Annotated in this window: 23 protein-coding genes; 12 read left to right on the top strand and 11 right to left on the bottom strand. The window is 33.2% G+C overall.

Annotation, left to right across the window (positions count from 1 at the left end; genetic code table 11):
• Positions 1–4: 4 nt before the first annotated feature.
• The 4 genes from lepB (HMPREF3265_RS04405) to HMPREF3265_RS04390 form a co-directional block, all read right to left on the bottom strand.
• On the bottom strand, positions 5–577 hold the full coding sequence (gene lepB / locus HMPREF3265_RS04405; RefSeq protein ID WP_011276252.1) for a signal peptidase I: 573 nt from the start codon (positions 575–577) through the stop codon (positions 5–7).
• 30 nt (positions 578–607) lie between these two features.
• The gene (lepB, locus tag HMPREF3265_RS04400; RefSeq protein WP_070441409.1) at positions 608–1,117 is read right to left on the bottom strand and encodes a signal peptidase I; all 510 of its coding nucleotides are present in this window, start codon (positions 1,115–1,117) and stop codon (positions 608–610) included.
• 4 nt (positions 1,118–1,121) lie between these two features.
• The gene (locus HMPREF3265_RS04395) at positions 1,122–1,694 is read right to left on the bottom strand and encodes a TVP38/TMEM64 family protein (RefSeq protein ID WP_016931167.1); all 573 of its coding nucleotides are present in this window, start codon (positions 1,692–1,694) and stop codon (positions 1,122–1,124) included.
• Between the two features lie 229 nt (positions 1,695–1,923).
• The gene (locus HMPREF3265_RS04390; RefSeq protein ID WP_011276255.1) at positions 1,924–3,255 is read right to left on the bottom strand and encodes a glucose-6-phosphate isomerase; all 1,332 of its coding nucleotides are present in this window, start codon (positions 3,253–3,255) and stop codon (positions 1,924–1,926) included.
• 333 nt (positions 3,256–3,588) lie between these two features.
• Between HMPREF3265_RS04390 and HMPREF3265_RS04385 the strand changes: the two genes are divergently transcribed.
• The 3 genes from HMPREF3265_RS04385 (at position 3,589) to HMPREF3265_RS04375 (ending at position 7,316) form a co-directional block, all read left to right on the top strand.
• Entirely contained in the window at positions 3,589–4,791 is a 1,203-nt protein-coding gene (locus tag HMPREF3265_RS04385; protein ID WP_033079774.1) for an argininosuccinate synthase, read from the top strand.
• Positions 4,784–6,166 (top strand): argininosuccinate lyase, encoded by a 1,383-nt coding sequence (argH, locus tag HMPREF3265_RS04380; RefSeq protein ID WP_011276257.1) that lies wholly within the window; start codon positions 4,784–4,786, stop codon positions 6,164–6,166. Before HMPREF3265_RS04385 ends, argH begins: the two co-directional genes overlap by 8 nt.
• A gap of 187 nt (positions 6,167–6,353) precedes the next feature.
• Positions 6,354–7,316: a glycerophosphodiester phosphodiesterase gene (locus HMPREF3265_RS04375; RefSeq protein ID WP_011276258.1), complete on the top strand. Its 963-nt coding sequence runs from the start codon at positions 6,354–6,356 to the stop codon at positions 7,314–7,316.
• Between the two features lie 151 nt (positions 7,317–7,467).
• On the opposite strand, the gene HMPREF3265_RS04370 is transcribed toward HMPREF3265_RS04375, so the two are convergent.
• The 5 genes from HMPREF3265_RS04370 to HMPREF3265_RS04350 form a co-directional block, all read right to left on the bottom strand.
• The gene (locus tag HMPREF3265_RS04370) at positions 7,468–8,712 is read right to left on the bottom strand and encodes a Glu/Leu/Phe/Val family dehydrogenase (RefSeq protein WP_037570617.1); all 1,245 of its coding nucleotides are present in this window, start codon (positions 8,710–8,712) and stop codon (positions 7,468–7,470) included.
• A 107-nt stretch (positions 8,713–8,819) separates the two neighbouring features.
• Positions 8,820–10,010, bottom strand: a complete 1,191-nt coding sequence (locus tag HMPREF3265_RS04365) for an ornithine--oxo-acid transaminase (protein WP_037570620.1) — start codon at positions 10,008–10,010, stop codon at positions 8,820–8,822.
• 411 nt (positions 10,011–10,421) lie between these two features.
• Positions 10,422–11,549, bottom strand: a complete 1,128-nt coding sequence (locus tag HMPREF3265_RS04360; protein WP_011276261.1) for an NADH-dependent flavin oxidoreductase — start codon at positions 11,547–11,549, stop codon at positions 10,422–10,424.
• 175 nt (positions 11,550–11,724) lie between these two features.
• The gene (gene ygs / locus HMPREF3265_RS04355) at positions 11,725–12,105 is read right to left on the bottom strand and encodes a S1 domain-containing post-transcriptional regulator Ygs (protein ID WP_011276262.1); all 381 of its coding nucleotides are present in this window, start codon (positions 12,103–12,105) and stop codon (positions 11,725–11,727) included.
• A 246-nt stretch (positions 12,106–12,351) separates the two neighbouring features.
• On the bottom strand, positions 12,352–12,948 hold the full coding sequence (locus HMPREF3265_RS04350) for a peptidylprolyl isomerase (protein WP_011276264.1): 597 nt from the start codon (positions 12,946–12,948) through the stop codon (positions 12,352–12,354).
• A 68-nt stretch (positions 12,949–13,016) separates the two neighbouring features.
• Here HMPREF3265_RS04350 and HMPREF3265_RS04345 point away from each other — a divergent pair, with 68 nt between their 5' ends.
• From HMPREF3265_RS04345 to HMPREF3265_RS04305, 9 genes are all read left to right on the top strand, one after another.
• Positions 13,017–13,397, top strand: a complete 381-nt coding sequence (locus tag HMPREF3265_RS04345; RefSeq protein WP_011276265.1) for a kinase-associated lipoprotein B — start codon at positions 13,017–13,019, stop codon at positions 13,395–13,397.
• 133 nt (positions 13,398–13,530) lie between these two features.
• A complete protein-coding gene (locus HMPREF3265_RS04340) occupies positions 13,531–15,942 on the top strand; it encodes a Na+/H+ antiporter subunit A (protein WP_033079934.1) in 2,412 nt (803 codons plus the stop codon).
• Positions 15,923–16,351 (top strand): Na(+)/H(+) antiporter subunit B, encoded by a 429-nt coding sequence (locus HMPREF3265_RS04335; RefSeq protein WP_016931159.1) that lies wholly within the window; start codon positions 15,923–15,925, stop codon positions 16,349–16,351. The genes HMPREF3265_RS04340 and HMPREF3265_RS04335 overlap by 20 nt, the downstream gene beginning before the upstream one ends.
• Entirely contained in the window at positions 16,351–16,692 is a 342-nt protein-coding gene (gene mnhC1 / locus HMPREF3265_RS04330; protein ID WP_011276268.1) for a Na+/H+ antiporter Mnh1 subunit C, read from the top strand. Before HMPREF3265_RS04335 ends, mnhC1 begins: the two co-directional genes overlap by 1 nt.
• Positions 16,685–18,184 carry a Na+/H+ antiporter subunit D gene (locus HMPREF3265_RS04325; RefSeq protein WP_016931158.1) on the top strand — a complete coding sequence of 500 codons (1,500 nt, stop codon included), beginning with the start codon at positions 16,685–16,687 and terminating at the stop codon, positions 18,182–18,184. The genes mnhC1 and HMPREF3265_RS04325 overlap by 8 nt, the downstream gene beginning before the upstream one ends.
• The gene (locus HMPREF3265_RS04320; protein WP_037559134.1) at positions 18,184–18,663 is read left to right on the top strand and encodes a Na+/H+ antiporter subunit E; all 480 of its coding nucleotides are present in this window, start codon (positions 18,184–18,186) and stop codon (positions 18,661–18,663) included. The genes HMPREF3265_RS04325 and HMPREF3265_RS04320 overlap by 1 nt, the downstream gene beginning before the upstream one ends.
• Positions 18,663–18,953 (top strand): Na(+)/H(+) antiporter subunit F1, encoded by a 291-nt coding sequence (locus HMPREF3265_RS04315; RefSeq protein WP_011276271.1) that lies wholly within the window; start codon positions 18,663–18,665, stop codon positions 18,951–18,953. The genes HMPREF3265_RS04320 and HMPREF3265_RS04315 overlap by 1 nt, the downstream gene beginning before the upstream one ends.
• Entirely contained in the window at positions 18,931–19,287 is a 357-nt protein-coding gene (locus HMPREF3265_RS04310; RefSeq protein ID WP_011276272.1) for a Na+/H+ antiporter subunit G1, read from the top strand. The genes HMPREF3265_RS04315 and HMPREF3265_RS04310 overlap by 23 nt, the downstream gene beginning before the upstream one ends.
• A gap of 187 nt (positions 19,288–19,474) precedes the next feature.
• Positions 19,475–20,641 carry an NAD(P)-binding domain-containing protein gene (locus HMPREF3265_RS04305; RefSeq protein ID WP_048667951.1) on the top strand — a complete coding sequence of 389 codons (1,167 nt, stop codon included), beginning with the start codon at positions 19,475–19,477 and terminating at the stop codon, positions 20,639–20,641.
• A 203-nt stretch (positions 20,642–20,844) separates the two neighbouring features.
• Here the strand turns inward: HMPREF3265_RS04305 and HMPREF3265_RS04300 are convergent, their stop codons facing one another.
• Both HMPREF3265_RS04300 and HMPREF3265_RS04295 read right to left on the bottom strand, forming a co-directional pair.
• Positions 20,845–21,222: a PaaI family thioesterase gene (locus HMPREF3265_RS04300; protein WP_037559148.1), complete on the bottom strand. Its 378-nt coding sequence runs from the start codon at positions 21,220–21,222 to the stop codon at positions 20,845–20,847.
• 22 nt (positions 21,223–21,244) lie between these two features.
• Positions 21,245–22,233: Na+/H+ antiporter NhaC family protein (locus HMPREF3265_RS04295; protein ID WP_070834684.1), on the bottom strand; the 989-nt coding region annotated here is incomplete at its 5' end.

Below are 22,233 nucleotides of genomic sequence, written 5' to 3'. Positions count from 1 at the left end.
TTCCTTATTTTTCATTATCTGGATTAAAATTAAACTTAAATTCACTGAATGGCCAAAATCTAAATGATACTTTACCAACAATTTGATCTCTATCAATTAAACCAAACGCCCTACTATCCTTACTGACTTCTCTGTTATCACCTAAAACTAAGTATTTACCTTTTGGTATGATATTTGATTTAGGATTTGCATTTAGTAAATCTTTAGTTTCAAATGAACCCGTAATATATTCACCTTGTTTACGTTTTTCATTGTAATCAAGATAAGGTTCATTTATCTTTTTACCATTAACATATAGTTTATCATTTTTATAAATAACGTTATCGCCAGGTACACCAATGACACGTTTAACATAATCGTCTTGTTGATTCGCATGAAATACGATTACATTACCTTTTTTTATGTCTCCAACTTTATATCCTAGAATGTTAACCATGACGTGTTCGCCATCTTTTAGTGTTGGATCCATTGAATCGCCTTTTATAGTATATGATTTAGCTACGAAGTTAACCATTACCCATACAAGTAATAAACCTACCGCTATGGCAACAATCCATTCAACTATTTCTTTCTTCAATTTTAACACCTCCTCTACTTATTAAACTGACTAGGTAAATTCTTTAAACGGATAATACTTTAAACTAACATCTCCTACGATATCGTCCTTATCTATTAATCCATATGTTCTTGAATCACTTTGTTTATCACCATTATCATTTAAAATAAAATATGAATTTGGCAGAATAATATCACCATCAGAATCATGTAAATCTCTTATTGCAAAATTATTAATATCTCTATTTTTAGCATAAAATTTATTAACTTGTCTATCATCTCTATACAATTTACCGTTTCTAACTTCAATTGATTCACCTGGCTTGCCGACCAATCTACCAAAGTGTAATTGATTATTATGTCGATACATGATAATATCTCCATCCTTCAACATGTTAAAGGTAACTTTAATTTTATTAATAATGACACGGTCACCTTTATTCAAAGTTGGTGACATATCATCAGTTTGAACTACAGCACTTTTAACTAAGAACATTTGTATAAACATGACAAACAGACAAGCAAATAGGAATGCTACAATCCAACTTGTCACTCTACGCACTTTGTCACTCCTTGTCTGAACCCATGAAATAGCCCTCGACTTTCTTACCAACAAACCATAACGCTATAGTAACTATTAATACCATTATTGCTCTAACAGGATGTGTGAAAAATGAGGTTACACTTTTTCCCATAATCGCCAAAAATGTAATAGAAATTAACTTAGATATAAGTAAAATTATAAAATAATATTTGCCTCTAATATGAGAGAAACTTGCCACAAAATTAACTAGTGTATTAGGTGTAAACGGAAAACACATTAATATAAATATTGGTACTAAGCCCTGTCTATCAATAAAATGAATAAGGCGTTCAATTGATCGTCTTGATTTAATCCGCTTCATAAAGTTAGCATTAACAAATTTTCTACAGAAAAAGAACACTGTATAAGTACCTGCTACAACACCTAACCAACTAATAATCGTACCTGCTATAAAGCCATACGCATGAACACATAAAATAACATACAATGTTAAAGGAAGTACTGGCACAATGGCTCTAAAAAATAAAATAATAAATCCAGCCAGATAACCAAAACCTTGTAATAAATCAAACCATTGTTCAATTTGATGAAACATAGTTACATCAAATCCTTCCTATTGGATTAACAGTTATTATTTCATAGAAATATTGTACACTGTTTCATTTATAAATCTACCTATATAATAATAAATCAGTCACAGGTAGTAGTTAGAACTCATTCCTTAGCTTTAATATAAAGATATATATTAGAAAAGTCGATACGGAATTTAATCCATATCGACTTTGTAAGACATATTTAATTGACGCTATTGAATGACTAGAGAATTATAAACGCTCTTCTAATTCTTTCTTCTTATCTTCAAATCCAGGTTTACCTAATAATGCAAACATGTTTTGTTTGTATGCTTCTACTCCAGGTTGGTTAAATGGATTAACACCTAATTGATATCCACTCATTGCACACGCTAATTCAAAGAAGTATACAACATAACCAAATGTTTCTTCGTCTAAGCGTGGAATATTCACAACAACATTAGGAACGCCACCATCAGTGTGAGCTAATAGTGTACCTTCAAATGCTTTAGTATTAACTTCATCAATTGTTTTACCTGCTAAGTAATTTAATCCATCTAAATCATCACTATCTTCTTCAATTGTAATATCGTGTTTAGGGTTGTTTACTTTTACAACTGTTTCAAATAAGAAACGACGTCCTTCTTGGACATATTGACCTAATGAATGTAAGTCAGTTGTATAGTTTGCACTAGATGGATATATACCTTTAAAGTCTTTACCTTCAGACTCACCATATAATTGTTTCCACCACTCATTGAAATATTGCATTGACGGTTCATAATTAATCAACATTTCAGTAGTGTATCCTTTGCTATATAAAATATTACGGATTGTCGCATATTGATAAGCAATATTTTCATCTAATTTATCTGATGATAATTCTTTACGCGCTTTGTTTGCACCAATCATAATTGATTCAATATTTATGCCAGCTGTTGCAATCGGTAATAGACCCACAGCAGTTAATACAGAATAACGACCACCAACATCATCTGGTACTACAAACGTTTCATAACCTTCATTATCTGCTAATTGTTTTAATGCACCTTTTGCTTTATCTGTAGTAGCAAAGATACGTTTTTTAGCTTCTGCTTTACCATACTTATCTTCAACTAATTGTTTAAATAATCTAAATGCTACTGCTGGTTCTGTAGTTGTACCAGATTTAGAAATAACATTTACTGAAAAATCTTTATCTGATAAGTAGTCTACTAATTCTTTAGTGTACGTTGATGATAAATGATTACCCACGAATACAATTTCAGGGTATTCATTTGAATTGCGGAATGATGAAGTTAACATTTCAATAGCAGCACGCGCACCTAAATATGAACCTCCGATACCAATTACTACTAATACATCTGAATTAGATTTTATACGTTTTGATGCTTCCACAATTCTTGAAAATTCTTTCTTATCATAGTCTTCCGGAAGATTCACCCAACCTAAGAAATCACTACCTGCACCAGTACCTTCGTGAATCGTTTTATGAATTGTTTTAACGATATCTTGTTGTTGATCAATTTCATGTTGACCAAAGAATTCCAATGCTTTTCCATAATCTAATTGAATATGAGTCATTTTATAAAAGCCTCCTGTATGTCCTTGTTGATTTAATTTTACTAACTTTAAGCCTTCTATTCAATTGACATGACTGACTATTCGAATATTTTCAAATTAATTCAACAATTTTAAGACATTTTTTAATAATTTTAAAATGAATAATTTCTAAATAAAATAATACTTATATTTCCATATCAATATGTAACATATCCTTTTATACAATTGATATGTTGATGATAAGAGTATTTTCAAATTTTTGTATATTTATGTAAAAAAATGGTTTTATTTTCATTTAATATCTGTTAGTATAAATTTATATCAATTTTCAGAAAAATTATGAGGTGAATTTTAATGAAAGAGAAAATCGTATTAGCATATTCAGGTGGATTAGATACAAGTGTAGCCGTTAAATGGCTTATAGATAAAGGCTATGATGTCGTAGCTGTATGTTTAGATGTTGGTGAAGGTAAAGATTTAGATGTTGTATATTCTAAAGCACTAGATATGGGTGCAGTTGAGTGTCATATTATTGATGCTACTAAAGAATTTAGTGATGACTTTGTAAGTTATGCAATCAAAGGTAACTTAATGTATGAAAATAGTTATCCACTCGTATCAGCTTTATCTCGTCCACTTATCGCTAAGAAATTAGTTGAGATTGCTGAACAAACTAATTCTGTCGGTATCGCGCATGGTTGTACTGGTAAAGGTAATGACCAAGTTCGTTTCGAAGTTGCTATTAAAGCATTAAACCCTAACCTAAAAGCATTTGCGCCAGTAAGAGAATGGGGTTGGAGTCGTGAAGAAGAAATTGATTATGCCATTAAACACAATATCCCTGTTGGCATCAATCACGATTCTCCTTATTCAATTGATCAAAACTTATGGGGTAGAGCAAATGAGTGTGGTATTTTAGAAGATCCGTATGCTGCCCCTCCAAAAGACGCTTATGATTTAACAGCAGAGTTAGAAGATACACCAGATACACCTGATGAAATTATCCTTTCATTTAAAAACGGTGTTCCAGTTCAATTAAATCATCAAGATTATGACTTAGATCAATTAATATTAACTTTAAATGAATTAGCTGGAAAACACGGAATTGGACGTATCGACCATGTAGAAAATCGTCTTGTTGGTATTAAATCTCGTGAAATATATGAAACTCCAGGTGCAGAAGTAATATTAAAAGCACATAAAGCACTTGAAACATTAACGTTAACTAAAGATGTAGCTCATTTTAAACCAGTGATTGAAAAACAATTTGCTGAACAAACTTATAATGGTTTATGGTTCTCACCATTAACTGATAGCTTAAAATTATTCATTGATAGCACGCAACAATATGTTGAAGGTGATGTTAGAATTAAATTATTTAAAGGTAATGCCATTGTTAATGGAAGAAAATCTCTATACACGCTATATGATGAAAAATTAGCAACATACACTAAAGAAGATGCATTTAATCAATCGGCAGCGGTAGGTTTCATCGATATTTATGGTTTACCTACTCAAGTAAATGCATATCTTCATGGAGGTTATAGTAATGAGTAGTAAAGCATGGGGTGGCCGTTTTCAACAACAGCCGGAAGATTGGGTAGATGAATTTAATGCTTCCATAGATTTCGACCAAACATTGTTGGATGAAGATGTCCAAGGTAGTATTGCACATGCTACCATGTTAGCTAATCAAAATATCATTTCACAAGATGATAAAGACGCAATCATTAATGGCTTAAAAGAGATTCAACAAGACTTTCATAATGGGAAGCTTGCGTTTAAAAAATCGCTTGAAGATATTCATTTAAACATTGAACATGAACTCATTCAACGTGTCGGTGACGCTGGAGGTAAGTTGCATACAGGTCGTAGTAGAAATGACCAAGTGGCTACTGACTTGCATCTATACGTAAAAAAAGAAGTACTTGAAATTCAAGACCTTATTCGATCATTCCAAACATCCATTCTTAAACTAGCTCAATCACATGTGGATACAATCATGCCAGGATATACACACTTACAACGTGCTCAACCGATTTCTTTTGCACACCATGTTATGACATATTTCTGGATGCTAGAAAGAGACTATTCACGTTTCGTTGATAGTATGAAACGTATTGATATTTCACCATTAGGTGCAGCTGCATTAAGTGGTACAACACACCCTATCGATAGACACGAAACGCAACAATTATTAGAATTTAGTTCAGTTTATGAGAATAGTTTAGATGCAGTGAGTGATCGTGATTACATTATTGAAACTTTGCATAATATTTCATTAACTATGATTCATTTATCACGTTTTGCTGAAGAAATTATCTTTTGGTCTACGGATGAAGCGAAATTCATTACCCTATCTGATGCTTTCTCTACAGGTTCATCTATTATGCCTCAGAAGAAGAATCCAGATATGGCAGAACTTATTCGTGGTAAAGTAGGACGTGCTACAGGACATTTAATGAGCATGCTTGTAACATTAAAAGGGTTACCACTTGCATATAATAAAGACTTACAAGAAGATAAAGAAGGTTTATTTGACTCAGTACGTACTATAAAAGGTTCACTACGAATTTTTGAAGGTATGTTAGATACAATGACCGTTAATACAGACCGTTTAAACGAAACTGTGCATCAAGACTTTTCAAATGCAACGGAATTAGCTGATTATTTAGTAGCTAAAGATGTACCATTTAGAAAGGCGCACGAAATTGTTGGTAAAATTGTCTTTGAGTGCATTCAACAAGGTATCTATTTATTAGATGTACCTCTCGAACGTTACAAAGAATTAAATTCAAATATAGATCAAGATGTTTATGATTATCTTAAACCGGAAAACTGTCTTAGCCGAAGAAAAAGTTATGGTTCAACAGGCCAAGACGCAGTACGTCATCAACTGAAAGTTGCTGAAAAATTATTAAATAACGATTAATTTTAGAGGTTGGGTATGGGCCAACGAATTCTGAATGAATTCTATCCATTCCCAACCTTTTTGTTAAATATATTGAGTGAACATTAATTATATAATAGTTATTTAAAGCTTCTGCAAATTCACTTTCTTACACAAAATATCACTGATAGATTTTAATTATACATTTAACTATGAAAGGATGAGTTTGTTGAAAGCAAGTAATAAAGGTATCATTTCATGTTTAACAGTAGCCAGTTTGAGTCTAGCGATTATACATACGCCCGTTGAAGCAAGTGGTGGTGAATCATCAAACACTACAACTACGAACCTAACTAATGCATCTAAAACTCAAAACAATCATACTAATTGGTCAAGAAATTTAACAGGAGAGCGCCATACTACTATTGCACATCGTGGTGCTAGTGGCTATGCACCAGAGCATACTTTTGCAGCGTACGATAAAAGTTATAATGAATTAGGTGCCTCATATATTGAAATAGATTTACAACGCACTAAAGATGGTCATTTAGTTGCAATGCATGACGAAACAGTTGATCGTACAACAAACGGCTCAGGACGTGTCGAGGATTATACATTAGCTGAATTAAAGAAATTAGATGCAGGTTCATCATTTAATGAACAAAATCCTCAATTAGCCAAAGATAGTTATAAAGGTGCTACAGTTCCAACATTAGATGAAATTTTGACACGTTATGGTACAGATGCCAATTATTATATTGAAACAAAGCAGCCTGATGTTTATCCTGGCATGGAACAACAACTGCTAGACACACTAAACCGACATAACATGCTTACTTCAAATTCTCTAGAAAATGGACATGTCCTGGTACAATCATTTTCAGAAGCTAGCTTATTAAAAATGCATCAATTAAATTCAAATGTGCCATTAATACGCCTATTGGATAAAGGTGAATTAGCTCAACAAAGTGAAGCAGATTTACAACGTATTCGTTCTTATGCAATTGGTGTCGGTCCTGAATATAGCGATTTAAATGCACAAAATACAGCTCATTTAAAAGACTTAGGTTTTCTCGTACATCCATTTACGGTGAATGAAACTGCCGATATGCAGCGCTTGAACCAATACGGTGTTGATGGTGTCTTTACAAACTATGCTGATCAATATAAAGCAATAAGTTCACAAAAGTAAGTAAAAGTTTTAATACAGTCCGCTACTGCGAATTTGCAAAATAGCATCATTATATAATGTAAGTCTCAGGCTCTTGAATCAAAACAAAAACGCTATAACTTGTTTCATTCCCATAACAAGCTATAGCGTTTATTTATGTTTATATATCGGTTTATGCCCAACCACGGTAGCGAGCTGCTTCTGCAGTACGTTTAATACCTACAATATAAGCTGCTAGTCTCATGTCAATTTTTCTATTTTGTGCTAATTCGTAGATTGTATCAAACGCATCTACTAATTTTTCACGTAATTTATCGTTAACTTCCTCTTCAGACCAATAATAACCTTGGTTATTTTGCACCCATTCGAAGTATGAAACTGTTACACCACCAGCACTTGCTAGTACGTCTGGTACCAATAAGATACCACGTTCAGTTAAAATTCGTGTAGCTTCAGGTGTAGTAGGTCCGTTAGCCGCTTCAACAATAATATCGGCTTTAATATCATTCGCATTATCTTCAGTGATTTGGTTAGAAATCGCAGCTGGTACTAGAATGTCACAATCTAACTCGAACAATTCTTTGTTAGAAATTGTGTTATCGAATAAGTTTGTAACTGTACCGAAACTATCACGACGATCTAATAAATAATTGATATCTAAACCTTCTGGATCATGTAATGCACCATAAGCATCAGAAATTCCTACGACTTTTGCACCCATGTCATATAAGAATTTAGCTAGGAAACTACCTGCATTACCAAATCCTTGGATAACTACGCGAGAACCTTTGATTTCCTTACCACGACGTTTAGCTGCTTGTTCAATAGCAATCACTACGCCCAATGCAGTTGAACGATCGCGTCCTTGTGAACCACCTAATACGATAGGTTTACCTGTGATAAACCCAGGTGAGTTGAATTTATCTAAAGCACTATATTCATCCATCATCCAAGCCATAATTTGAGAGTTAGTAAATACGTCTGGTGCTGGAATATCTTTTGTAGGACCAACGAATTGAGAAATTGCACGTACATATCCACGAGATAAACGTTCAACTTCATGAATACTCATTTGACGTGGGTCACATACGATACCACCTTTACCACCACCGTATGGTAAATTAACAATACCGCATTTTAAAGTCATCCACATAGATAATGCTTTAACTTCTTCTTCATCTACTTCAGGATGGAAACGAACCCCACCTTTAGTTGGACCAACAGCATCGTTATGTTGAGCACGATAACCTGTAAATGTTTTAACAGTACCATCATCCATGCGTACTGGGATACGAACTTGTAAAAATCTTAATGGTTCTTTGATTAAATCATACATACCATCGTCAAATCCCAATTTGTGTAAAGCTTCTTTAATGATACTTTGTGTAGAAGTCACTAAATTATTATTCTCAGTCATGATCACTTTCGCCTCTTTTTAACAAATGATTTCGCTTTCATACATATTGTAACACATGTCTTTGCTTTTTAAAGGGTTTTCAAAATGAATGTTACAACTTTTTGAACTTAATTAAATACGCTTCTGATTCTATCTAATGCATCATCTAATTCTTCTTTAGAAATAACTAAAGGTGGAGCAAATCGAATCACCGTATCATGAGTTTCTTTACATAATAGTCCTTTTTCTTTTAATGCTTCACAGAAAGGTCTAGCATTTTCATGTAATTCAACACCAATAAATAGACCACGACCACGTACTTCTTTAATAGCTGGGTGATTAATTTTTTGTAATTCAGATTTAAAGTATTCCCCTAATTCATGTGAACGGCCAGGTAAATCTTCATCTAATATGACATCTAACGCAGCGATTGAAACGGCACAAGCTAATGGATTACCACCAAACGTAGAACCGTGTGAACCAGGTGTAAATACATCCAGTACTTCGTTATCAGCTAAGACTACAGAAATAGGTAGTACGCCGCCACCAAGCGCTTTTCCTAAAATATAAACATCAGGTTTAACATTATCCCAATCAGTAGCAAATAATTTACCAGAACGTCCTAAACCAGCTTGAATTTCATCGGCAATAAATAGAATATTATGTTCATCACATAATTCTCTGATAGCTTTTAAATAACCTTCAGGTGGGATATTAATACCTGCTTCACCTTGAATCGGTTCAACTAAAATAGCAGCTGTATTCTCATTAATAGCTTCTTTTAATTTATCAACATCACCGAAATCTACTTTGCGGAAACCATCTAATAACGGACCATAACCACGTTGGTACTCAGCTTCTGATGATAAAGATACTGGCGCCATAGTACGACCATGGAAGTTACCATTAAATGCGATAATTTCAGCTTTATCTGGTTCAAGACCTTTTACATCATATGCCCAACGACGTGCAGCTTTCAATGCAGTTTCAACTGCTTCCGCACCAGTATTCATTGGTAGTGCTTTATCTTTACCTGATAATTTACAAACTTTTTCATACCATTCACCTAAATTATCACTATGAAAAGCACGAGAAACCAAAGTTACTTTGTCAGCTTGATCTTTAAGTGCTTGAATAATTTTAGGATGACGGTGTCCTTGGTTAACAGCTGAATAAGCTGAAAGCATATCCATATATTTATTACCTTCTGGATCAGTTACCCAAATACCTTCCGCTTCTGCAACAACGATTGGTAGTGGTACGTAGTTTTGAGCTCCATAATGGTTTGTTAATTCAATGATTTGTTCTGACTTAGTCATAATATCTCCCCTTTGCTTAATTTATATTAAAACTAATTGCCATACGATTACGGCTTTCGATGTCATATACAAAGAAGTATATTCGCAAAATTAATAAGAGCACTAAATGACTCATTGTTACATCAAATATGCCCTTCGTTTCTAAATGAAAGCCCTTACAGATATAATGACATACCTATCAATATTTTTACAAGCAAAATATTAAAAATTTTCCGATAAATAAAATGAATTAAGATTCCTTTGGTATTTACATAAAAAAAAAGATTATGACAAGAATGATTGCCATAATCTATTATAAACTCTAAGTTCATCTACATTTATCAAATTAAATTTATAAAGATATTTTGAACATCTTCTTTTTAACTAGATTAAAACTAACCGCAAAGTTTAACATTTATTCACTCATTAATACTATTTATCTTTACGAGGTAACGGATAAAAACCTTGGTTAAATTGTTTCCACAAATTAGGTGTTAATTCATGCTTATCTTCACGATGAGGGTCAAATTCTGATAAAATTTCATCTTCTTTTCCTTCTTGAATTTTGCTGATGAAATTATAGTCTAATAATATTTCACGACCAAGTGCTACGAGTTCAACACCTGTTGATTCAATAGCGTCTAATGCATCATCAGCTGTAAATACAGATCCTACACCAATAACTGGGATACGACCATCCACCCATTGGTGAATTAATTTCAATCGCTCTTGTCCTGCATACTTACCTTCTCTTGTAGTTGAATGAATATCTCCAAGAGATATATGAACATAATCAATTGATTTTTCAGTAATTGTATTAATTAATTGTTCGGTAATTTCCATTGAAATACCTGGTGATTCAGCTTCTTCAGGAGAAAGTCGATACCCTACTATGAAATCATCGCTCGCATATTCTGATTTGGCCTTTAATACTTCATCTATAACAGCAGTTGGAAACTTCATGTGATCAGACCATTCATCATTTCTTCTATTATAATATGGAGATACAAATTGGTGAATTAAATAGTGATTAGCACCATGAATCTCTACGCCATCAAACCCAGCTTCGATTACTCGACGCGTTGCTTCACCGAAATCTTTAATTGTTTGTTCAATTTCTTTAGGGGTAATTTCTCTAGCATCATGTTCATGTTGTTGTCCGAAGCTTTTTAAAGTGATAGGACTTGGTGCAACAACATCTCCATTCGGTGTTAAATTAGCTAATGCTTGTGCGCCACCATGATGAATTTGAACTAAAGCTTTAGCACCATTCTTCTTCATAGCTTGTGCTAAACGCTTGAGTCCTTCTATATCTGAATCATGCGCAACAGAAGGTTGTCCTGGAAAAGCTTTACCAATATCGTTAACATTACTTGCAGCATTGATAGCTAAGCCAACATCTTTAGAGCGCTTTTCAATATACGGTATTTCCACGTCAGAAATTGTACCATCATCATTAGATGAAATATGCGTTAATGGCGCCAATACAAAACGATTTTTTAATTCAACCCCATTTGGCAAAGTTACGGTTTCAAATAATTTTTCATATTTTTTATTCATAGGTAAGTCCTTTCCTTTTTAATTATGACTAGACTATAGCACGCAGAATTAAAGCTCCTCCAATATTCTGCTTGACTGTACATGCATATATTTGTGTCGCTTTTTTATAATCAAACGCATAAAAAAGCTAACGTTATATTAAAATATAACGTTAGCTTAGCGTGTTAACAGTCAATCAATTATTACGAATCGCACGTTTAGACTGTTTAATCCAGACCGGTAGGCGTTCTTCAAGTGTTTGAAACCCATACTTTTCTGTTTCTTTAATTTCATCTAATACTGACTGCTTTTCTTTTTTTCGTTCATAATTCTTAAAGTAATCATTATCTTTAAGAGACAAATTTAGTTTTCCTTCATCATCAATTGATAAAATTTTTGCTTTAACGATTTGTCCTTCTGATAGAAATTTTTTTAAGTTGTGGACGTAATCATCCATAATTTCAGAAATATGGATAAGTCCTTCAGTATGGTCAGGGGTCTCAACAAAAGCGCCATACGGTTGAATTCCAGTCACACGCACTTTAATATGCTGACCTTCTTTATAGTGATTATTCAACTTGATAACCCCTTACTTCGATTTACTTAACATAATTATAATAGCATAAATCACAAACTTGGACTAACTATAAACCAATAAAAATCCACATTTTTTCAAAAATATAATAACCCTTTCGACAAATACTAAATTAACGTTCGCATTTAAGGTTATCGTTTTAAAAATTGCAATTGAATTGAAAGTTAAACCATAAAAAAACGAATCGACATCAACCGTCGATTCGAAAGATTTGTTCATAATCAATTATTATTTATCTTCTACATCAATAGATTCAATAACTACATCATGTACAGGTTTATCTTGTGCACCTACTTTAGTATTTGCAATATCTTCTAAAGTTGCTTCGCCTTCAATTAGTTGTCCGAACACAGTGTGTTTTTGATCTAACCAAGGCGTGCCACCATTATCCGCATATGCTTTGGCAATCGGTTCAGGCCAGCCACCATCTACTAATTGGTTAACCATAGATTCTGGAACTTCTTTCATTTGAACAACAAAGAATTGAGAACCATTTGTGTTTGGTCCTGCATTTGCCATTGAAAGCGCGCCATATAAGTTAAAAGCCTCTAAAGAGAATTCATCTTCAAAAGAACCTCCATAAATACTTTCACCACCCATACCAGTTGCTGTAGGGTCTCCTCCTTGAATCATGAAGTCATTAATAACACGGTGGAAAGTAATACCGTCATAATAACCATTTTTAGCGTGTGTCACAAAATTTTCAACAGTTTTCGGCGCGATATCTGGGAACAACTTAAATGTCATATCGCCTTTATTTGTATGCATAGCAACTTTAATTTCATTGTCTTGTATTTCTTTGTTTAGTTGTGGATAGTTAGTCATTTCAATTCTCCATTCATGTTATGATGATATAGATACATCTTAACACATTTGAAAGGAAGTAATATAGCATGTTATACCGATTCTCACATAAGACTGGCGCTTACGGCGTTACTATTAAAGAAGAGAATGACGACCAAGTTCTAGTTCAAGTTGAACAAGTGATTAAACATCCAAAACAAGGTGATTTACATAATCCAGGACAAACTGAAGGTGTCTTTTTCCATGAAAGACGTGCTCTAAGTCACTTTGAAAAACGTTATGCAACGCGTTCACAATTGCGTGAGTTTAATGTTGAAGAAATGACTTATGAAGCGTCACTTCAACAAGCTATTACAAAAATGGAAAATGATTTAAAACAACAAAATACTGAATTTGCAAAACAAGCCTTAAACAATCTTGAAAATTTAAAAAATGACTATTCAATTCAATATAAACAAAAATTTTTATAGGTCATTTGAACGTGTTTCTTCTTATTTAACAAGTTCTGAAAAATCACTACTCATATGAGTTTTCGGCGTTTTTCAGAACAATATGATTCATGTATAATATATTGCATAAATATTTTTTAAGGAGGATAACATAGTGAGTTTGTTACATATTGCGGTCATTTTACCGTTAATATTTGCACTCATTATTCCAATTCTATATCGATTCTTTAAAAAGATTCATTTAGGTTGGTTTGTATTACCTATTCCTGTTGTCTTATTTATCTATTTCTTATCTCTTATTTCGACTACTCAGTCAGGTAATACAGTAATAAAAACATTAAACTGGATGCCACATATAGGTATGAATTTTGATTTATATCTTGATGGCTTAAGCATTTTATTTAGTTTACTTATAACAGGTATAGGATCGTTAGTGGTTTTATATTCCATTGGTTACTTAAGTAAATCTGAACAACTTGGTAATTTTTATTGTTATTTATTACTATTTATGGGTGCAATGTTAGGCGTTGTCCTTTCAGACAATTTAATTATTTTATATCTATTTTGGGAATTGACTTCGTTTTCAAGTTTTTTACTTATCTCTTTCTGGAGAGAAAAAAAGGCATCTATTTATGGTGCACAAAAGTCATTAATCATTACCGTATTTGGTGGATTAAGTTTATTAGGGGGATTCATTTTAATTTCTCTAGCAGGTGATTCACTTAGCTTACACGAGCTAATTGCTAATGCATCTGAAATTCAACATAGTCCATTATTTATCTTCGCAATGGTACTTATTATGTTGGGTGCATTCACTAAATCTGCACAAGTTCCATTTTATATTTGGTTGCCTGACGCTATGGAAGCACCTACCCCAGTCAGTGCATATCTACACTCGGCAACAATGGTGAAAGCAGGATTATATTTAGTTGCTCGTGTTACACCGCTTTTTGCGATATCACAAGGATGGATTTGGACAATTACTTTAGTTGGTCTAATCACGCTTTTCTGGGCATCTTTAAATGCCACAAAACAACAAGATTTGAAAGGTATACTTGCCTTCTCAACAGTATCTCAACTTGGCATGATTATGTCGATGTTAGGTATTGGTGCCGTAAGTTATCATTTCGAGGGAAGTCAAAGCCAATTGTACATTGCTGGATTTACTGCAGCAGTGTTTCATCTAGTGAATCACGCCACATTTAAAGGTGCGTTATTCATGATTACAGGTGCTGTAGATCATGTTACAGGCACAAGAGATGTTAAAAAACTTGGTGGTTTACTAACGATTATGCCTATTTCATTTACAATTACTGTTATTACAGCATTAAGTATGGCAGGCATTCCACCGTTTAATGGCTTCCTTTCTAAAGAAAAATTTCTTGAAGCCATGATTGAGATTTCTCACGCTAATGTTTTCAGTTTAGATACATTAGGTATTGTTTTTCCTATTTTAGCTATTGTGGGTAGTATATTTACATTTGTTTATTCAATTAAATTTATTATGTATATTTTCTTTGGTAAACATCAACCGAATGCTTTACCTAAAAAAGCACATGAAGCTTCAATATTAATGTTATTATCTCCAATCATTTTAGCAGTACTCGTTGTTGTCTTTGGGTTATTCCCTGGATTATTAACGCAATCTATTGTAGAACCAGCGACAACTGCAATTAGTGGTATGAGTAATGTTAATGCGGAATTCCACTTATTCCATGGTATTACGCCTGCATTTATTTCAACATTAATTATTTGGATATTAGGTATTCTTTTATTACTAACATTTAGTTATTGGATCCGACTCTTACACGCTCAGCCAACACGTTTAACGTTAAATCATTGGTATGATTCTACTGGAAAATACTTGCCTAATTATTCAGCGAATATGACGAATAGTTATGTAAATGGTTATGTTAGAGATAGCTTAGTCATTATATTCGGTATGCTTATTGTCGTTACGATTGTGACGCTACTAAGCGTTCCTTTTGACTTTAATTTTAAAGATATAAATAATATTCATATTTATGAAATAGCGATTTTAATATTATTAATTATCGCAGCATTTATGGTTGTTATTGCTAAATCACGTTTATTTAGCGTTATCATGCTAGGTGTGGTCGGTTATTCAGTATCTGTGTTATTTGTATTTTTCAAAGCACCAGACCTTGCCTTAACACAGTTCGTAGTAGAATCGATTTCTACAGCGTTATTCTTATTATGTTTCTATCATTTACCTAATTTAAATCGTTATAATGAAACACGATCATTTAAATTAACGAACGCACTTATTTCAATTGGTGTCGGACTTGTTGTCATTATCTTAGGTTTAATTGCGTACGGAAACAGACATTTTACATCTATTGGAGAATACTATAAAGCACATGTTTATGATTTAGCTCACGGTAAGAACATGGTAAATGTCATACTTGTTGACTTCCGTGGTATGGATACTTTATTTGAATCATCTGTATTAGGTATTGCAGGTTTAGGTGTGTATACAATGATTAAGTTGCGTCGTAAACATCAATCAAGTGAGGTGAAAAGTGATGAACAGACAGAACAATAATTTAATGTTTCAATATGCCGCTGTTATTATCGCCTTTCTAATCGCCTTATTTGGGGTCACTTTATTCTTTGCAGGACATTATACACCTGGTGGTGGCTTCGTAGGTGGCCTACTATTATCATGTGCACTAACTATCATCGCAATTGCGTTTGATATTAAAACGATGGAAAAGGTATTCCCGTGGGATTTTAAAATTTTAATTGGAATTGGCTTATTATTCTGTGTTGGTACTCCATTAGCGAGTTGGTTCTATGGTGAAAACTTTTTCACACACACGGAATTTAATATACCGTTGCCCCTACTTCAACCTGTTCATATGAACACACCGATGTTCTTTGATTTCGGAGTTCTTTGCGCAGTAGTTGGAACGATTATGACAATTATTATAACGATTGGAGAGAGCGAATAGTGGAAATAATCATGATATTTGTATGTGGCATCCTCGCTTCAATTAGTGTCTATCTCGTTTTATCTAAAAGTTTGATACGAATTGTTATGGGGACAACTTTAATTACACATGCATCAAATTTATTTTTAATTACTATGGGTGGATTGAAACATGGCGAAATGCCAATCTATGAAAAAAATATTAGTCAATATGTCGATCCTATCCCCCATGCATTAATACTAACGGCAATCGTTATCGCGTTTGCGACAACTGCCTTTTTCTTAGTCTTAGCATTTAGAACATATAAAGAATTAGGTACTGACAACGTAGAAAGAATGAAAGGAGTGTTAGATGATGATTGAAAATAACTTAGTCGTCCTTTCATTAGTCGTACCTATCTTTACAGCAATTATATTGGTCTTTTTAGGACAACGTTATCGTGCGAAACGATATGTCACTTTAACTGGTCTAGTCCTGACACTAATTGTGGCAATAATCAATTTAAGAAATGTATATGTCGATGGTCCGCTTAAAGTAGAATTGGGTTCTTGGCCTGCACCTTATGGCATTATCTTTTTACTAGATAGTTTTAGTGCAATGTTGATTGTGACTAGTATCATTATCACCATTTTAATTACTGCATTTTCAAGTACCACAGCAGGAATAGATAGAGAACGTTATTATTATCACTTCTCTATCACATTTATGTTAGTAGGAATTATAGGTGCATTTACAACTGGAGATATATTTAACTTATTTGTATTTTTCGAAGTCTTCCTAATGTCATCTTACGCACTACTTGTACTAGGTGGCACTCAAATTCAATTACGTGAAACTGTCAAATACTTATTAGTTAATATAGTTACCTCAACATTCTTTGTAATTGCAGTAGCGATTTTATATTCCATCGTTGGTACGTTAAACATGGCAGATATTAGTGAAAAATTATCTACATTGTCTAACACACATGGCGGACTCTTAAGTATAGTCTTTATTTTATTTATCTTCGTGTTCGCAACTAAAGCTGGTGTTTTCCCTATGTACGTATGGTTGCCAGGTTCATATTATGCACCACCATTTGCAATCATTGCATTTTTTGGTGCCCTACTAACAAAAGTAGGCGTATATGCGATTTTAAGAACTTTGAGCTTGTTCTTCCACAACACAATGAGTTTCTCGCACTATACAATTTTATTCTTAGCGTTATTAACGATCATTTTTGGTTCAGTAGGTGCGATTGCATACGATGACACTAAAAAGATTATTATTTATAATATCATGATTGCTGTCGGAGTTATCTTAGTTGGCGTAGCAATGATGAATGAAGCAGGTATTATAGGTGCGATTTACTACACAATTCATGACATGTTAGTCAAAACTGCCCTATTTTTACTTATAGGTGTGATGTATCAAATTACGAAATCTACAAGTCTTAAAGACTTTGGCGGTTTAATTAAACACTACCCTGTACTAGGATGGACTTTCTTCATCGCAGCACTAAGTCTCGCTGGTATACCGCCTCTAAGTGGTTTTTATGGTAAATATTACATTGTACAAGCAACCTTTGAAAAAGGGTTTTATGTAAGTGGTATTATCGTTTTACTTTCAAGTTTAGTTGTACTATATTCAGTCATTCATATTTTCTTAAAAGGCTTTTTCGGGAAACCTAAAGGTTATGAGCCTACTCAAAGTGTTAACGTTAAACACGCAACTACTATTTCAATAATTGCTGTCGTCATCACAGTCGTATTTGGATTATCTGCTGATTTATTATATCCATTAATTTCTGAGGCGGCTCAATCGTTTTACGATCCTAGCATCTATATTGAGAGTGTCTTAGGAGGTAGATCATAATGGCTATTCAAATTATTTTAAACTTTATCTTAGCTTTTATTTGGATTTTCTTAAGTGGTAGCTATACATTAAATAACCTCTTACTCGGTTTCATACTAGGACTCGGATTTGTATATTTATTTAGTAGAATATTACCAGGAAGATTTTATTTCATAAAAATTTATAAGATATTAAAATTAGCGGTTGTATTTTTTGTAGAATTATTAAAAGCTAATATCGACGTCTTAAAAATTGTTCTACAACCTAAACTTAAGAATGAACCAGGATTCTTCGTATATCACACTGACTTAAAAACTGATTGGCAAATCGTTTTATTATCTAATTTAATAACATTGACGCCTGGAACAGTCGTATTAGGTATAAGTGATGATAGAAAAAAAATATATATTCACTCTATAGATTTTAGTACTAAAGAAGAAGAAGTTGAAGGTATAAAATCTTCATTAGAGAGAGTAGTTAGAGAGGTGGGCGAAGACTAATGTTAAAAATCATCATGATTATTGCTTTAATTGTTGTTGCAATATCAATGTTAGCGATGTTTGTTCGTATCATCAAAGGTCCCACATTAGCCGATAGAATTTTAGCACTTGATGCAATCGGTTTACAACTAATGGCGTGTATCGCCTTATATAGTATATTCATAGGTTCAGAATATTTACTCGTAGCTATTTTATTAATTGGTATTTTAGCCTTTTTAGGAACAGCCGTCTTCTCAAAATATATGGATAAAGGTAAGGTGATTGAACGTGATAACGAACATCATCATTAGTTTAGCTGTTATCTTTGTCATTTTAGGAGCTATTATAAGTGCCGTTACTGCTATTGGTATTATAAGATTAAAAGATATTTATTCGCGTGGTCATGCTGCAGGCAAATCAGCAACTTTAGGTGCTATTTTCCTATTGTTTGGCACATTCTTATACTTTATCGCTACAGATGGATATATTAATATGCAGTTAATCTTTGGTATTCTTTTTATTCTTATAACTGGCCCACTTTCAAGTCATTTAATAATGAGAGCAGCTTATAATAATAAAACACCTTATACTAAAGATACGAAGATCGATGAATTAAAAAATGAATTTAAAGATAAGATGATTTAACTAATACAGCAACTTACTAAATTGAAAAAGTTCTTATAGCAAACTTTATATAGCTCAAGTCACAATTGCGGGTGGAGACAGAATTCAAAATGATTTCTGTCCCCGCCCTTTTTTTATTGTCTAGTCTACATATTTATGATAATATAAATCGTAATTATTACGTTTTAAAAAAGAAAGAAGTGTTATTATGCATTGGACAATTATCGGTGGCGGTTTACAAGGTACAACAATTGCGATTCAACTAAGAGAATTAGGGCTATCTAGAGATAAATTAACAATTATAGACCCTTATGCCACACTATGTGAACAATTCAATGATTTTTCTCATCGTATCAGCATGCCCTATTTGCGTTCACCAATTGTACATCACATCCACCCTAACCCATTCCATTTAAAACAATTCGCTAAAGTTCAACAATATGCGCACGGTACATATGGTCAATACCAACGTCCACAAACAGATATGTTTATGCATCATGTTCACGAACAAGTTCATCATTATGATTTAAACGAAAATCATATTCAAGGCTATGTAGAAGCATTAGCGAAGAAAGATGGTCAATGGCAAATACAATTAAATGATAATCAAGTCATACACACGGATTGCGTTATATTAGCAAATGGATGTACGCATAAACCCTATATTCCTAATGTTTATAAAGATGCTGATGATGTGTGCCACATTTTCGATAAATCATTTAATACAACTATGTATGGACATAGTTCTCACGTTATAGGAAGTGGTATTTCTGCTGCCCATTTAACTTTAAAACTTATAAATCAATCTCATGATAAAGTTATTCATTTATGGATGAATAAAGACATTGATATCCAACATTTCGATGCAGATCCAGGTTGGTTAGGTCCTAAAAATATGAATCACTTTTTAAATATTGAATCTTCTTTAGAACGGCAGTCTATCATTCAACACGAAAGACATAAAGGTTCAATGCCTAGAGAGTTATATTTACGACTTAAGAAACATATTCAATCTGGACGACTTATAATTCATAAAGAGAATATTTTATCAGTTGACCAACATCAAATTCATACAGAACAAGCGGCTATCCCTTATGATTTCATTTTATTAGCAACCGGTTTTGAACCAACACTATTAAAACAGCCTATGATTCAATCATTAATTAAAAATGAAGATGCTCCATTAACACGCTGTGGATTACCTTCCATTAGTTCTGAATTAGAGTGGTTACCTCAATTGTTTGTGTCAGGTGGTTTAGCAGATTTAGAACTGGGTCCTTTTGCTAGAAATATCATGGGTGGAAGAGAAGCCGCTCAAAGAATTAAACAGGCTTATAAACGTTTATCGGCTCAACCTATCCAAAAACATGCTTAATTTCATTAGAAGTAATTGTCAACGTAACAACTATAAACTATTTTTAAATACGATCTCTTGTATATTTCTTATAAAAAAGCAGGCGTAGGATAGAATTCTTTATGAATTCACCGTCCCACGTCTGCGTTTTTTCTTAAACAAATACTTTTATAAGTAGGATATTTAAAACAATGCTTAATCGAACTAAAGCAGCGTTTGGTATTTTATTGCTTTAAAAGTTTAATTCCAATTGTTCCTCTCATAACACTTATCAATTGGCCTTGTTCACTTTTTATTTCTATATTCCAAACTTGAGTTGTGCTTCCTTTATGAATAATCGTTGCTGTAGCAATAACACGACCTTCTTTAACCGAATGAATATGGTTAGCATTCATTTCTAAACCTAGTGGTATGAACGATTTCGTATCGATTAGATTAGCAGCGCCTAATGAACACGCTGTTTCACCTAAAGCAATTGTTGCACCACCATGCAAATAACCGAATGGTTGTTTAACTTTATCAGTAACAGGCATTGAAATTACTACTTTACCCTCTGATGTTTCTTCAATCTGCATTTCGAAAGTTTCCAATAAGTTAGTCATTTAATTGTTCACCTCATTACACCTATAATATCATAGCTGCAATCGTACCAAATACCATTAAAGGTATATTATAGAATAAGAAATTCGGGATACATGTATCGCGAATATGATCATGCTGTCCATCCACATCTAACCCAGCTGTTGGCCCTAGCGTAGAATCACTTGCAGGAGATCCTGAATCACCTAAAGCACTCGCAGTTCCTACTAAAGCGATTAGAGCCATAGTACTTAAGCCGAGTGAAGCACCAAGTGGAATAAATAATGTTGCAATTATAGGAATCGTTGCAAATGATGAACCAATTCCTAAAGTTACAATTAAACCAATAATGTACATGATGACAATACTTAATAACTTGTGACCATTTGAAATGTCAGTCAAACTTGATACTAATTTTTCGATATCTCCTGTTGCATTCATGACACCTGCGAAACCATTAGCTGAAAGAATAACAACACCTATAAATGACATGATTTTAATACCTTCAACAAATTGACTATCCAATTCTCTCCATTTGTAAACACCCGAAATAAAGAATACGAGTACACCTGCTAATGCACCAAAAATCATTGAATCAGTAAAAGTTTGAACTAAGAATGTAGCTAATATAGCGACTATTGTAACTACGAGTACATACGGTTTAATTTCATTAATTGTATTCTCATCTTCTACATAAGTTTCTGTTTTATATTCTCGTGGTTTACGATAATAAAACATACCCAAGATTAAACCAACTATATAACCAAGTGAAGGAATCAACATGCCTTTCCAAATCATATTAAATTCGATAGGGTGATGTGCTTTTTGGAAACCGCTTTGAATAATTTGGTGGAAAATCTGTCCAAAGCCATATGGTAATAAGACATAAGGCCAACACAAACCAAAGCCGATGACTAGAGAAATAAGTCTTCTATCAATTTTTAAATCATTAAACAGACTTAATAGTGGCGGTATAACTATTGGAATGAAAGCAATGTGAACCGGTATAAGGTTCTGACTCATTATACTCATCG

Source organism: Staphylococcus sp. HMSC62B09 (assembly GCF_001839115.1).
Lineage (GTDB): Bacteria > Bacillota > Bacilli > Staphylococcales > Staphylococcaceae > Staphylococcus > Staphylococcus haemolyticus.
This window is presented reverse-complemented; position numbering and strand designations above follow the sequence as displayed.